At 69.7% G+C, this 13,879-nt stretch carries 13 protein-coding genes; all 13 read right to left on the reverse strand.

Annotated elements, in window-relative coordinates; translation table 11 throughout:
* Nucleotides 1–12: 12 nt before the first annotated feature.
* A complete protein-coding gene (gene gnd, locus A33M_RS07505) occupies nucleotides 13–1,032 on the reverse strand; it encodes a phosphogluconate dehydrogenase (NAD(+)-dependent, decarboxylating) (RefSeq protein WP_008385357.1) in 1,020 nt (339 codons plus the stop codon).
* A 10-nt stretch (nucleotides 1,033–1,042) separates the two neighbouring features.
* Complete coding sequence (locus A33M_RS07510; RefSeq protein WP_040619647.1) at nucleotides 1,043–3,892, reverse strand: bifunctional transaldolase/phosoglucose isomerase; 2,850 nt, start codon at nucleotides 3,890–3,892, stop codon at nucleotides 1,043–1,045.
* A 248-nt stretch (nucleotides 3,893–4,140) separates the two neighbouring features.
* Nucleotides 4,141–4,530 carry a response regulator gene (locus A33M_RS07515; RefSeq protein WP_008385364.1) on the reverse strand — a complete coding sequence of 130 codons (390 nt, stop codon included), beginning with the start codon at nucleotides 4,528–4,530 and terminating at the stop codon, nucleotides 4,141–4,143.
* Between the two features lies 1 nt (nucleotide 4,531).
* On the reverse strand, nucleotides 4,532–5,524 hold the full coding sequence (locus A33M_RS07520; RefSeq protein ID WP_008385365.1) for a sensor histidine kinase: 993 nt from the start codon (nucleotides 5,522–5,524) through the stop codon (nucleotides 4,532–4,534).
* A 169-nt stretch (nucleotides 5,525–5,693) separates the two neighbouring features.
* Nucleotides 5,694–5,975 carry a hypothetical protein gene (locus A33M_RS07525; RefSeq protein ID WP_040619648.1) on the reverse strand — a complete coding sequence of 94 codons (282 nt, stop codon included), beginning with the start codon at nucleotides 5,973–5,975 and terminating at the stop codon, nucleotides 5,694–5,696.
* Between the two features lie 317 nt (nucleotides 5,976–6,292).
* Nucleotides 6,293–8,206 carry an RluA family pseudouridine synthase gene (locus A33M_RS24820; RefSeq protein WP_008385371.1) on the reverse strand — a complete coding sequence of 638 codons (1,914 nt, stop codon included), beginning with the start codon at nucleotides 8,204–8,206 and terminating at the stop codon, nucleotides 6,293–6,295.
* Nucleotides 8,207–8,214: 8 nt separating this feature from the next.
* Nucleotides 8,215–8,490 carry a type II toxin-antitoxin system RelE/ParE family toxin gene (locus tag A33M_RS07535; RefSeq protein WP_040619649.1) on the reverse strand — a complete coding sequence of 92 codons (276 nt, stop codon included), beginning with the start codon at nucleotides 8,488–8,490 and terminating at the stop codon, nucleotides 8,215–8,217.
* Complete coding sequence (locus A33M_RS07540) at nucleotides 8,487–8,705, reverse strand: hypothetical protein (protein WP_008385374.1); 219 nt, start codon at nucleotides 8,703–8,705, stop codon at nucleotides 8,487–8,489. Before A33M_RS07540 ends, A33M_RS07535 begins: the two co-directional genes overlap by 4 nt.
* A 97-nt stretch (nucleotides 8,706–8,802) precedes the next feature.
* Nucleotides 8,803–10,143: a replication-associated recombination protein A gene (locus A33M_RS07545; protein ID WP_008385376.1), complete on the reverse strand. Its 1,341-nt coding sequence runs from the start codon at nucleotides 10,141–10,143 to the stop codon at nucleotides 8,803–8,805.
* Nucleotides 10,144–10,156: 13 nt separating this feature from the next.
* A complete protein-coding gene (locus A33M_RS07550; protein WP_008385379.1) occupies nucleotides 10,157–11,554 on the reverse strand; it encodes a DegQ family serine endoprotease in 1,398 nt (465 codons plus the stop codon).
* 214 nt (nucleotides 11,555–11,768) lie between these two features.
* The gene (gene rplQ, locus A33M_RS07555) at nucleotides 11,769–12,188 is read right to left on the reverse strand and encodes a 50S ribosomal protein L17 (RefSeq protein ID WP_008385380.1); all 420 of its coding nucleotides are present in this window, start codon (nucleotides 12,186–12,188) and stop codon (nucleotides 11,769–11,771) included.
* Nucleotides 12,189–12,316: 128 nt separating this feature from the next.
* Complete coding sequence (locus A33M_RS07560; RefSeq protein WP_040619650.1) at nucleotides 12,317–13,354, reverse strand: DNA-directed RNA polymerase subunit alpha; 1,038 nt, start codon at nucleotides 13,352–13,354, stop codon at nucleotides 12,317–12,319.
* Nucleotides 13,355–13,463: 109 nt separating this feature from the next.
* Nucleotides 13,464–13,853, reverse strand: coding sequence for a 30S ribosomal protein S11 (rpsK, locus tag A33M_RS07565; RefSeq protein ID WP_008385385.1), 390 nt, complete (start codon nucleotides 13,851–13,853; stop codon nucleotides 13,464–13,466).
* Between the last annotated feature and the right edge of the window lie 26 nt (nucleotides 13,854–13,879).

Below are 13,879 nucleotides of genomic sequence, written 5' to 3' on the forward strand. Positions count from 1 at the left end.
ATGCGGTCACCGTCATGCGTCGCCCTTCGGCTGGGGATCGGAGGCTTTGCGCTCGGCCGGCTTCTGCTCGACATGGCCGCCAAAGCCGTGCCGCATCGCCGACAGCACCTTCTCGCCGAAGGTGTGCTCGCGGCGCGAGCGGAAGCGGGCATAGAGCGCGGCCGAGAGCACGTCGGCCGGCACCGCCTCGTCGATCGCCGCATTGATGGTCCAGCGGCCCTCGCCGGAATCCTCGACATAGCCGGTGTAGCCGGCGAGATCGCGGTCGCTCGCGAGCGCGGTCGCGGTGAGGTCGAGCAGCCACGAGGTGATCACGCTGCCGCGCCGCCACACTTCCGCGATGTCCGGCAGATCGAGGTCGAACCGCTCCTCCTTCGGCAAGCCCTCGCTCGACGCGTTGCGGAGGATGTCGAAGCCCTCGGCATAGGCCTGCATCAGGCCGTACTCGATGCCGTTGTGGATCATCTTGACGAAGTGCCCGGCCCCGCTCGGGCCGGCGTGCAGATAGCCGCGCACCGGGCGGTCGTCGCGCCCCTCGCGGCCGGGCGTCTTCGGGATGTCGCCCTCGCCCGGCGCCAGCGCGGCGAAGATCGGGTCGAGCTTCGCCACGACCTCCTTCTCGCCGCCGATCATCATGCAGTAGCCGCGCTCGAGCCCCCAGATGCCGCCCGAGGTGCCGACGTCGACATAGTGCACGCCGCGCTGCTTCAGCCATTTCGCGCGGCGGATGTCGTCCTTCCAGAAGGTGTTGCCGCCGTCGATCACGACGTCGCCGGAGCCGAGCAGGCCCGACAGCGTCTCGATGGTGGTCTCGGTGATCGGCCCGGCCGGCAGCATCACCCACACGATGCGCGGCGCGGGGAGCTTGCGGAGCAGGTCCTCGATGTCGCTCGCCCCGACCGCACCCTCGGCGGCGAGAGCCGCCACCGCCCGCTCGTCGCGGTCGTAGACCGCCGCCGTGTGGCCCGCCCGCAGGAGGCGGCGCACGATGTTGCCGCCCATGCGGCCGAGGCCGATCATCCCGAGTTGCATGTGTCCTCCGTCAGCCGAGCGAGCGATCGACCGCCGCGGCGAGCGCGGCGAGGCCTGCCGTCACGTCGGTCTTGAGATGGACCCGCAGAAGACGCCGGCCGCGCTCGGCGAGCACGCCGAGGTCGCCGCGTGCCTGCGCCGCCTTGATCACGCCGAAGGTCGCGGTCTGGCCGGGCACCGGCAGGTCGGGCCGGTCCTCGGCGGTGATCTGCAGGAAGACACCGGTGTTCGGGCCGCCTTTGTAGGCCTGGCCGGTCGAGTGCAGGAAGCGCGGGCCGAAGCCGACGCAGGTGGCGACCTTGCGGTGCAGCCGCACGGCGATCCGCATCTGCTGCAGCGCCTCGATGTGCGCCGGGTTCCGGGCGATGTAGGCGAGCAGCGCCACGTAGTCGCCGGGGCGGACCCGGTCGAAATGGGCGCCGAGCCAGGAGTCGACCGTCTCGCCCGCCCCCTCGGCACGCAGCGCGGCGGCGTTCTCGGGGTCGGTGTAGATGTCGAACGAGGGATCGGTCACCACCGGCGTCTCGGGCGGCAAGGTGCCGGTCTGCTCGAAGGCTGCGACCAGCTCGCGGGTCTTGATCTTCGAGGCCTCGACGTCCGGCTGGTCGAACGGATTGATGCCGAGCACGCTGCCGGCGACCGCGGTGGCGATCTCGAACCGGAAGAACTCCTGGGCGATCTCCTCCGGCGCCCGCAGCACGATGCGCACCACCGGGTGGCCGGCGTCCTCGATCGCCTTGATCGCCGCCTCGTAGGGGGCGGTGACGTCGGAGCCGAGGTGCAGGTCGACGAAAATGCGGTCGTTGCCGTAGAGCACCGGCGAGCCGACCGGCTCGCCGTCGACCGGGATGATCGCCTTGCCGTTCTTGCCGGTCGATTCGGCGATCAGCTGCTCGGCCCAGGCACCGAAATCGGCGAGCGCGGCCGGCGCCAGCATGGTCACCTTGTCGCGGCCCGCTTTTGCGGCAGCGCCGAGCACCAGGCCGAGACGGACGCCGGGATTGGAAGCCGGCGGCACCTCGGGCCCGCAGGCGTTCACCATCAGCTCGGCGGCGGCGACGAAGCGGGCGACGTCGATGCCGGCGGCGGCCGCCGGCACCAGCCCGAACGGCGACAGGATCGAGTAGCGCCCGCCGATCGTCGGCTCGCCGAAGAAGATCTTTCGAAAGCCGTCGCGCTCGGCGACCTTCTGCATCGACGAGCCCGGATCGGTGATCGCCACCACGTGCTTGCCGGCGGCGTCCCCCACCGTCTGGCGCAAGCGCTCGAGGAAGTGGGCGAGCATCACGTTCGGCTCGGTGGTCGAGCCGGACTTCGAGGCCACGATCACCAGCGTCTTCTCGAGGTTCACCGCGGCTTCGGTGGCGCGGACCTGTTCGGGATCGGTCGAATCGAGAACGCGCAGTTTCGGAAAGCCCGGCTGCTGGCCGAACGTCTCGGCAAGGACCTCCGGGCCGAGGCTCGAGCCGCCCATGCCGAGCAGCAGCACGTCGGAAAACCCGCTCGCCTTCACGTCGGCGGCAAAGTCCTGGTACTCGGAGAGTTTTGCCCGCGCCGCCTCGGTGCAGTCGAGCCAGCCGAGCCATTTCGCCTCGTCGGTGCCGGTCCACACCGTGGCGTCCTTCGCCCACAGGCGGCGGATCAGCCCGCCGGTGCGCCACGCCTCGATCTCGCGGGCCGTCGCCTCGGCGAGATCGGCCGGCATCGCGATGCTCTGCCGGTTGGCGCGCTCGCCGAGCACCAGCGCGCGCTTGTCGGCGACCGCGCCGAGCAGCTTGTCGAAGGCATCGGCGAACAGCGCGACGCCCTCCTCCACCAGCTTCTCGGTCACCGCGTCGAGCGAGATACCGGCGCGCGCCAGCTCGGCGAGCGCGGCTTCCGCCTCGTCGACGCCGCGGGTCAGCGTCTTCGCCGGATGGCCGTGGTCGCGGAACGCGTCGAGCGTCGCCGGCGGCACGGTGTTGACGGTGTGCGGGCCGATCAGCTCGTCGACATAGAGGACGTCGCTGTAGGCCTTGTTCTTGGTGCCGGTCGAAGCCCACAGGAGCCGCTGCGGCTTTGCCCCCTTGGCGTCGAGCGCCGCCCAGCGGGCACCCTCGACGATCGCCTGGTAGCTGCGATAGGCGAGCTTGGCGTTGGCGATGGCGATCTCGCCCTTCAGGGCCTCGAGCTTGGCCTTCTCCTCGGGGTCGTTGGCGGCGGCGATCTTCTCGTCGAGCAGCTTGTCGACCGCGCTGTCGATCCGGCTGACGAAGAAGCTCGCGACGCTCGCGACCTTCGACACGTCGCCGCCCTCGGCGGCATAGGCCTCGAGGCCCGCCATGTAGGCGTCGACCACCTGCTCGTAGACGGCGCGCGAGAACAAAAGCGTCACGTTGACGTTGATGCCCTCGGCGATCAGCGAGCGGATCGCCGGCAGGCCGGCAGCGGTGCCGGGCACCTTGATCATCAGGTTCGGCCGGTCGACGTCGCGCCACAGGCGGCGCGCCTCGGCCACCGTGCCCTCGGTGTCCATCGCGAGATAGGGCGACACCTCGAGGCTGACGAAGCCGTCCTCGCCCTTCGTCGCGTCGTAGACCGGGCGCAGCACGTCGGCGGCGCGCTTGATGTCGGTGACGGCGACCTTCTCGTAGAGCGCGCCGACGCCCGCGTCGCCCTGCGCCAGCATCTGGCGGATGGCGCCGTCGTACTCGTCCGAGCCGCCGATCGCCTTCTCGAAGATCGACGGGTTGGAGGTGACGCCCCGCACCCCGTCCTCCTCGACCATCCGCTGCAAGCCCCCGCTCTCGACGAAGCCGCGGGCGAGAAAATCGAGCCACACGGCCTGTCCGTGGTCCTGCAGCGCTTTGAGTGGATTCATGGTCGTCACCGGTTTCGGGTTGCTGGCCGCGGGCGGGGGCCGGGGGCGAACGCCGCGCCCTGCGGGATGTTCCGGGCGCCGGCGCGCGGGCCGGCGATGCGGTCCCGATCTTAACCCTTCGAGCGGCGGCGACAACGACGGCGGTACGACAGTCCACGATACCGGCGGTTTCGCGTCCGGTGGACGGGGGTGGCGGACGGAGGCGAGACGGCGAAGCCGGGGTCCGGAGCCTGGGGCCGGCCGGCCGGTCAGACGGTGGCGAGCACCGCCGACAGGGCGCGCGCCAGCATCTCCGCGCGAAACGGTTTTTGCACCACCGGACGGTGGGCCCAGGCGGGCGCCAGGCCGTCGACTCCGTAACCGGTGGTGAACACGAAGGGCACGCCCTCGGCCTTCAGCCGCTCGGCGACCGGATAGACTTCCTCGCCGTCGAGATTGACGTCGAGCACGGCGACGTCCGGCCGCTGCTCGGCGATCGCGGCGAGCGCCTCGGCGACACCGGCGACATTGGTCACGCCGGCACAGCCGAACTCGCGCAGCATGTCCTCGATCAGGAACGAGATGATCGCTTCGTCCTCGACGACGAGGACGTTGAGGCGGTCGAAACTCGGTAGCGGCTGGTCCCCGTTCTCGCTCACGTCATCCCGGCGTCGACGACAATGGAATATCCATCGTACATCGCAGTCCGGACGGATCGTAGTCAAGCGTGGCCATCCCGCGCAGCTGGCGCGACACGCCCTGCTGGACCAGCCGGCTGCCGAAGCCGAGATGCGCGGGCTTGGCGACCGGCGGGCCGTCGCTCTCGGTCCAGTGCAGCACCAGGGTCGGCGGGCGGTAGCCGTTCGACACCGACCAGCTCACCGACAGCCGGCCGGCCTCGTTCGACAATGCGCCGTATTTCGCCGCGTTGCTGGCCAGCTCGTGAAAGATCATCGCCAGCGTCAGCGAGGATTGCGCGCCGAGCCGGATCGCGTCGCCGCGCAGCTCGATCCGGCCGTCCGCCGCCTTCAGGTAGGGCGCGACCGCGCTCTCGATCAGGCTCTTCAGGTCGATCGGCTCCCACCGGCCGCGGCTCAGCTGGTCGTGCGCCCGGCTCAGCGCGATCAGCCGACCCTCGAAGTCGTCCTGGGCGCCTTTCGGCAGGCCGCAGGTGCGGATCGTGTGGTCGGCGAACGACTGCACCGTCGCCAGCGTGTTCTTCACCCGGTGATTGAGCTCGTTGAGGAGCGTCCGCTGCTGGTGGTCGGCGCGCTTGCGGTCGGTGATGTCCTGAAAGCAGCCGACGGCGCCGATCAGGGCGCCGTCCTCGTCGGTGATCGGCTCGATATTGGCGAGGGCGATGGCGCGGCCGCCGTCGAACCGCTCGATCACGATCTCGCAATCACGGACGGAGCCGGCGGCATTGCGCATGAAGTCGCCGACCGGGGTGTCGGTGAGCGACAGGCGGTGCCCTTCGCGGGAGGCGTAGGTGTGCCAAGGATCGAGCGCATCCTCGGCGACGATCGGCGATCGCCCCCACAGCTCGGCTGCCCGGCGATTGCAGTGCACGATCGCGCCGGCCTCGTCGCACAGGTAAGCCGGAACCGGAAGAACGTCGAGCATGTCCTTCCAGGATTTCAGCTTACCGGGCATCTGGCAGGACGTCGCGGTGAGATCCGCGGGTCCATGGGCGAGACTATCCATCACCGAACCTTGGCGGGAGGGCAATCGACGACACCTTCAATTGGAACGAAAACGCGCGATGCGGGGTTTGGTTCCGGCGCGGTACCGCCATGGGGAATGGCGGATGGTCACGAGCGCGTCAACTCGGGTCGCGGCCGCGCCAGCGCTCGGATGCGGAGCGGCCCGGGACGAAGGCCCCGACCGAAAGCCCGGCGAGCAGCGTCGCCAGACGGCTTCGCAAGCGGGAGGAAGAAGCCCCGGGCGGAGGAACGTCGTTCGCCGGCTGCGGCGCGGGCGATGCGGCGCCGACGATCCGGACGCGGACCGGCGTGGCGGCCAGAGGCGGCGAGCCGGTGGTCGCCTCGCGGGTCTCCGCCCGCAGCCGGAGGCAACCGACCGCCAGGGTGATCCGGGACACCATCTCCGACGACCTCGACCCCGATGCACGCTGCGAACCGGCACGCGGATCGTGACTGCCCATCACGAATCTCCCCGCTTTTCGGCGACGCGGACCACGCCCGGTCGCCTTGTCGTTGTTCGGACGCCGCGGCATTCGCTCCTCGAGGCGAGCCATCGAAAAGCGAATCTTTCACCGCATCGGCGTCATCGAGGTTAATGAAAGGTTCCATCACGAACAGTTCGGGCAAGCCCCGTTCGTAAATGTCCGGGTTTCCGGACTCCGCCACCGCAAAGCCCGAATACCTTTCGGCACCATTGTCCGCCGACCGTGCGGGGCTCTCAGTCCTCGTCCGGCGCGTCGGTGATCGGGTCGTAGCGGGCGGCGTCGAAGCCGAGCAGATTGAACGACTGCACCATGTGCGGCGGCAGCGGCGCCGTCACGTCGATCGTGCCGCCGCGCGGATGCGGGATCACCAGGCGGCGCGCCATCAGGTGAAGCCTGTTCTGAATTCCCCCCGGCAACTGCCAGTTCTCGATGGAGAAATATTTCGGGTCGCCGACGATCGGATGGCCGATATGGGCGAGGTGCGCACGCAGCTGGTGGGTGCGCCCGGTGACCGGCTTGAGCGACAGCCATGCGAGGCGCTGCGCCGCGGTCTCCACCACGGCGTAATAGGTGACGGCGTGAATCGCCCCCTCCTCGCCGTGCTTGGCGATCCGCATGAAGCTCTCCTCCTCGCGCTCCTCCTTGGCGAGAAAGGTCGAGATCCGGCCCTGCTTGGGCTTCGGAACGCCGGCGGCGAGCGCCCAGTAGATTTTTCGCGTTTCGCGCGCGCGAAAACTCTTTGCCAGCGTCGAGGCGGCGAACCGGGTTTTCGCCACCAGCAGGCAGCCGGACGTGTCCTTGTCGAGCCGGTGCACCAGCCGCGGTTTTTGCCCGCGCGCGTCGCGCAGAACCTCCAGCATGCCGTCGACGTGCTTCTTGGTGCCCGAGCCGCCCTGCACCGCGAGGCCCATCGGCTTGTTCAGCACCAAAATGTCGTCGTCCTCGAGCAGCGTGATCGACTTCAGGAAGGCGCGGGTTTCCGCGTCGCGCTCCGGGTTCTCGCGGGCCGCCGGCGCCGCGAGCCGCAGCGGCGGGACGCGGACGCTCTGGCCTTCCTCGAGCCGGTCCTTGGTGTCGACCCGCTTGCCGTTCACCCGCACCTCGCCCTTGCGGACGATTCGCTGGATGTGGCTGAACGACAGGCTCGGGAAATGCGCCTCGAAGAAGCGATCGACCCGCATGCCGGCCTCGTCGGCCGACACCACGATGGTCTGCACGGCGGTCGCGGGGGTGTCGTCCTGCGCCGGCTCGGGCTCGGCCCGGCGGCAACGAGCCGGGCGGTCGTCACGCGATCGCGCGCCGGAGCGCGGCTCGTCGGAGCGCGGCTCGTCGGACCGATGCTCCTCGCTCGAATCGCCGGCCGGCGCGTCGTCGAAAAGGTCGTCGTCGGTCAGCCGGTCGTCGGCAAAGCGGTCGCCCGAAAAATTCTCGTCGGCGAAGGGATCGTCGTAGAAACGGTCCTGCAGCCGGTCGTCGGCGAAACGGTCCCGCGGCGGCCGCTCGTCGGACACGCCGTCGTCGCGCCGCTTGCCGCGAAACGATGCCGGCCGCTCCGGGCGCCCTGCCCGCGCTTGCGGCCGCCGGTCGGCGCTATCCTCGAAACGTCCCTCGGACCGCCCGCGGTCCTCGAAGCGCCCGCGCGCCTCGCCCCTGCCGGCGCCTTCACCGAACCGCTTGCCGCCCCCCTTGCCACCCCCCGTGCCGCCACCGGCGGCTCTCTTGCCGAATCCGCCGTCCGGCTTGCCGAAGCGCCGGCCCTCGCCGCGCTCGGCGGAGGCTCCAAAACTCTTGCCGAAACTCTTGCCGAAGCCGCGGCCTTCGCTGCGGCCCTCGCCCCGGCTCTCGCCGCGACCGCTCGCCCCGCCGACCTCGTCGAAGCGCTTGCCGAACGGCTTTCCGAACCGCTTGCCGCCGCGCTCGGCGGCGCCGCCTTCCGATGCAAAACGCGGCCCGGCCTTCGGCCCCCTGTCCGACCCGGCCTTCGGCCCCCTGTCCGGCCCGCGGCTGCCAGGCTTTCCGAATCCCTTGGGCCCCTTGCCGGCGCCGCGCGGCGGCCCGCCGGAAAAACCGCTGCGATCGTGATCGCGCGGCCCGGCGATCCGCCGTCCGCCGCCCGGCTGTCTCGGGCCGCTGCCGCCTCGTGCCATGTCTCACCTCACATCCGGCGGTTCCGGGCCGTGTGGAAGACGGCCACGATCTCCACGCCGTCCTCGCCGACCCGATAGATCGCCACATAAGGGAGACCGGGTACGACCAGGATGCGTGTCCCCGAAGCGCCCGGCCGACCGGACCACGGCAGTGTGCGAAGGCGATCGATGGATTGTTCTATTCGTTGGACGACCGAACGCGCTGCCGCCGGATCGTCGTGCGCGATGTAGTCGCGGATTTTTTGCAAGTCCGCAACCGCTTCCGCGCGATATCGCAGCATCATTCGGCCGGCCCGTCGAACACGGACCGAACCTCCTCGTCGCTCGCGAATATCGGCTCCGCCGCGAGCCGGCGTTTCACCTCCGCCACCTGCTCGGGCGTGAGCAGCGGCTCCTGGTCGGCCTCGAGGAAATCGAGAAGCAGGAAGGCGGCCTGCTGCTGCCGGTCGTCCGGCAAGGCTTCGAGCCGCGCGATAACGTCACGGAGTGCCTCGTTCATCGACCCGTCCTCGGCGCGCTTGTGGTCGCATCCGCAGTCTAGCGCGGGCCGGACGGGCGGGCGAGCCTCCCCTCCCGACCCCCCGCGCCTGCGCGACTCAGGCCCCGTTGCGCTCGCGGCGCAGCTTCTCCCAGTAGTCGAGACGTTTCCTGATCTCGCGCTCGAAGCCGCGCTCGACCGGGTGATAAAAGCTCTGGCGGCCCAGCTCCTCGGGGAAATAGTCCTGGCCGGAGAAGGCGTTCTCGGTCGCGTGGTCGTACTCGTAGCCGGCCGAGTAGCCTTCCTGCTTCATCAGCTTGGTCGGCGCGTTGAGGATGTGCTTGGGCGGCACCAGCGAGCCCCCTTGCTTGGCAGTGCGCATCGCAGCACCGAACGCGACATAGGTGGCGTTCGATTTCGGCGCGGTCGCCATGTAGATCACGGCCTCGGCAATCGCCAGCTCCCCTTCGGGGCTGCCGAGAAAGTCGTAGGCGTCCTTGGCGGCGTTGGCGATCACCAGCGCCTGCGGGTCGGCGAGCCCGATGTCCTCCGACGCCATCCGCACGAGCCGGCGGGCGAGAAACAGCGGGTCCTCGCCGGCGTCGAGCATGCGGCAGAGCCAGTAGAGCGCCGCGTCGGGGTCGGAGCCGCGCACCGACTTGTGCAGCGCCGAGATCAAATTGTAGTGCCCGTCCCGGCTCTTGTCGTAGATCGGCGCGCGCCGCTGCACGATGTCCTGCAGCGTCTTCGCGTCGAACCTCTCGCCCGCCCGCGCGGCGCGCCAAATCTCCTCGGCGAGCGTCAGGGCGGCGCGGCCGTCGCCGTCGGCCATCCGCACCAGCACGCCGCGCGCCTCCTCGTCGAGCGGCAGCGGCTTGCCCTCGACCTCCTCGGCACGCGCCAGGAGCTTTTCGAGCGCCGGGCCGTCGAGCGGGCGAAACACCAGCACGCGCGCCCGCGACAGAAGCGCGGCGTTCAGCTCGAACGACGGGTTTTCCGTGGTGGCGCCGACCAGCACCACGGTGCCGTCCTCCATCACCGGCAGGAAGGAGTCCTGCTGGGCGCGGTTGAAGCGGTGCACCTCGTCGACGAACAGAAGCGTACCCTGCCCCGTCTCGCGGCGGGCCCGGGCGGTGTCGAACGCCTTCTTCAGGTCGGCGACGCCGGAGAAGACGGCGGAGAGCTGGGCGAATTCGAGGTCGGTCGCATGCGCGAGCAGCCGCGCGACGGTGGTCTTGCCGGTGCCCGGCGGCCCCCAGAAGACCAGCGAGCCCAGCGAATGCGTCTCGATCATCCGCGTCAGCGCGCCGTCCGGCCCGAGCAGATGGTCCTGCCCGACCACCTCGGCGAGCGCGGTCGGCCGCAAGCGGTCGGCGAGCGGACGCGGCGCCTCGTGCTCGAGCCCGGCGGCGGCGAACAGCGAAGGCGATGCGTCCGGCTTCTTTGCGCGCGGTGCCATGGCGGCCGGCGGGCTACCCTCCGAACACGACCGAGATCGGCTGGCCGTCGCGCAGAATGGTGATGCGCCACAGGCGGAAGCGCTCGCGGGCGATCTGGTCGAGATCGTGGCTCGTCTTGATCTTCTCGCCGTTCACGGCGACCACCACGTCGCCCTTGCGGAAGCCGAGATTGCCCGCCGGCGATCCCTGCTCGATGCCGACGATCGCGCAGCCCTTCAGCGACAGATCGAGCCGCAGCTCGTCGGCCAGCGCCGGCGAGAGGTTCGCGACCTTGGCGCCGAGGAAGGGCGAGCGCGAGCGGATCACCCGCTCGTCGCGGGGCCCGTCCGGCACCGCCTCGAGCGGCACCATCAGCGACACCGTGCGGCCCGAGCGCAGCACGTCGACCTGCGCCTTGCCGCCCATCGCCTTGGTGGCGAAGCGGTAGTCGAAGGCGTTCGGATCCTCCACCTCGGTGCCGTCGATGGTGACGATCAGGTCGCCGGTGCGCAGCCCCGCACGCGCCGCCGGGCTGTCCGGCACGATGGTCGCGACCAGCGCGCCGGCCGGCCGCTTGAGCCCGAACGCCTCGGAAATCTCCGCCGTCACCGCCTGCAGCTTGGCGCCGAGCCAGGGCCGCCGCACCACGCTCGAGCCGCCCTGCGCCGAGGCGATCACGCTGCGAACCATGTTGACGGGGATCGCAAAGCCGATGCCCTGCGAGCCGCCGGAGCGCGAGAAGATCGCCGTGTTGATGCCGACCAGCCGGCCCGTCAGGTCGACCAGCGCGCCGCCCGAATTGCCGGGATTGATGGCGGCGTCGGTCTGGATGAAGAAGTGATAGTCGGTGATGCCGATCTGGGTGCGGGCGACCGCCGAGACGATGCCGTGCGTCACCGTCTGGCCGACGCCGAACGGGTTGCCGATCGCCAGCACGATGTCGCCGACCTCGAGCCCGTCGGAATCGCCGAGCGCGATCGCCGGGAATTTTTCGGTCGCCTCCTTCAGGCGCAGCACGGCGAGGTCGGAGCGCGCGTCCTTCAGCACGATCTCGGCCTCGAACTCGCGCTTGTCGGAGAGCGCCACCTTCACCTGATCCATGTTCTCGACGACATGGTTGTTGGTGATCACGAGGCCGCTCGAATCGACGATCACGCCGGAGCCGAGCGAGCGTTGCACCTGGTTCTGCGGGCCGCCGAAGAAGCGCCGAAACACCGGATCGTCCATCAGTGGATTGCGGTTCTCGACGACCCGCGCCGCATAGACGTTGACGACGCTCGGGGTGATCCGCTTGACGATCGGGGCGTAGGTGAGCCGCACCTCGGCGGGCGAGGTCGGCACCCGTGCCTGGTCGGCCTCGCCGACGGTCGCAACCGACACCGCGGCGAGCAGCGCCGCGCACCCGAGAACCGCGCGCACGAATGGCCGCATGGTGAACTCCTCGTGATTTTCCGCGCCTTATAGGGCCTTCACCGCGGCAATAGAAGGGCGGCCGCGCACCCCTGGCCGCGCGTTGCCCGGCCTCCGCGACGAAAAACGCGCCGCAGGCTTTCGCCAGGGCGCGTCGTCGAACTCTTGCTTGTCGGCGGCGGCGCGCCGCCGCATCTCGGGCGGCCGGCCGTCGCTTGCCTGGCGGGCGGACGAATCAGGCCGCCTCGGCCTCGCCGCCCTCGGCGGTCGGGCCGGAATCCTTGCCCTTGGCGTCGACGTCGCGATCGACGAACTCGATCACGCCGACCGGCGCGGAATCGCCGTAGCGATAGCCGGCCTTGAGGACCCGGGTGTAGCCGCCCTGGCGGTCCTTGTAGCGCGGGCCGATCACCTCGAAGAGCTTCTTGACCATCGCGATGTCGCGCAGCTCGGCGACCGCCTGGCGGCGCGCGTGCAGGTCGCCGCGCTTGCCGAGGGTGACCAGCTTCTCGACGATCGGACGGAGATCCTTCGCCTTCGGCAGGGTGGTGACGATCTGCTCGTGCTTGATCAGCGCCGCCGCCATGTTGGCGAACATGGCGCGCCGATGCTCGGACGTGCGGTTGAGCTTGCGGTGGGCGAAACCGTGGCGCATGGCCGTTTCCTCTTCCTGCCGGTCATTCCGGGGAGCGCACCACGGCGAGCCGGAATCCTGTCACAAACAATGCCCTCGGCGACGGGTGCCGGGCGCGCGCCGCGCGGGCGCGCCGGGCACGCCGGGCCTCAGTAGTGGTCTTCGAAGCGCTTGGCCAGCTCTTCGATGTTCTCGGGGGGCCAGCCGGGCACCTCCATGCCGAGATGCAGGCCCATCTGCGCCAGCACCTCCTTGATCTCGTTGAGCGATTTCCGCCCGAAGTTCGGCGTGCGGAGCATCTCCGCCTCGGTCTTCTGAACGAGGTCGCCGATATAGACGATGTTGTCGTTCTTCAGGCAGTTGGCGGAGCGCACCGACAGCTCGAGCTCGTCGACCTTCTTGAGGAAGGCCGGCGGGATGCCGCCGAGATCGTCGGCGAGCAGCATCGGCTGCTCGGCCCGCTTCGGCTCCTCGAAATTGACGAACACGTTGAGCTGGTCCTGCAGGATGCGCGCGGCATAAGCGAGCGCATCGTCCGGGCTCACCGCGCCGTTGGTCTCGATCTGCATGGTCAGCTTGTCGTAGTCGAGGATCTGGCCCTCACGGGTGTTCTCGACCTTGTAGGAGACCTTCTTGACCGGCGAGTAGAGGCTGTCGACCGGGATGAGCCCGATCGGCGCGTCCTCCGGACGGTTGCGCTCGGCCGGGACGTAGCCCTTGCCGGTGTCGACCGTGAACTCCATGCGGATCTCGGCGCCCTCGTCGAGATGGCACAAGGTCAGCTCCGGATTGAGGATCACCACGTCGCCGACGGTCTGGATGTCGGCGGCGGTGACGACCGACGGGCCCTGCTTCTTCACCACCATCCGCTTCGGGCCTTCGCCCTGCATCTTGATGGCGATGTCCTTGATGTTCAGGACGATGTCGGTGACGTCCTCACGCACGCCGCCGATCGAGGAGAACTCGTGGAGGACGCCGTCGATATGGACCGACTGCACGGCGGCACCCTGGAGCGACGACAGCAGGATCCGGCGCAGCGCGTTGCCGAGCGTCAGGCCGAAGCCACGCTCCAGCGGCTCGGCGACCACGGTCGCGAGGCGCTTGGGGTCGTGACCCGGGAGCACGTTCAGCTTGTTAGGCCGAATCAATTCTTGCCAGTTCTTCTGAATGGTCACGTCATCACCCATGATCGAGTGGCGCGGGGGTTGGTCGAGCCGCGCGTCCCGCTCCGCCCGCGAGACCGAAAAGCGGCGGCGGACCCGGGGTCCGCCGGCAACGAAGTCGTACTCTCGAAAATCACACGCGGCGGCGCTTGCGCGGACGGCAGCCGTTGTGCGGGATCGGCGTCACGTCGCGGATCGAGGTGATGGTGAAGCCGGCGGACTGCAGCGCGCGAAGGGCCGATTCGCGGCCGGAGCCGGGCCCCGCCACCTCGACCTCGAGCGTACGCATGCCGTGCTCCTGCGCCTTGCGGGCGCAATCCTCGGCGGCGATCTGAGCGGCGTAGGGGGTCGACTTGCGCGAGCCCTTGAAGCCCATGGTGCCGGCCGACGACCAGGCGATGGCATTGCCCTGGGCATCGGTGATGGTCACCATCGTGTTGTTGAAGGACGCGTTCACGTGTGCGACGCCGGAGGCGATGTTCTTGCGCTCACGGCGGCGGACGCGGGTGGTTTCCTTTGCCATTGTCGACCCTTTTGCGGTCCGGATGT

This window comes from Rhodovulum sp. PH10, assembly GCF_000293785.1.
In the GTDB taxonomy this organism is placed as follows: Bacteria; Pseudomonadota; Alphaproteobacteria; order Rhizobiales; family Xanthobacteraceae; genus Rhodoplanes.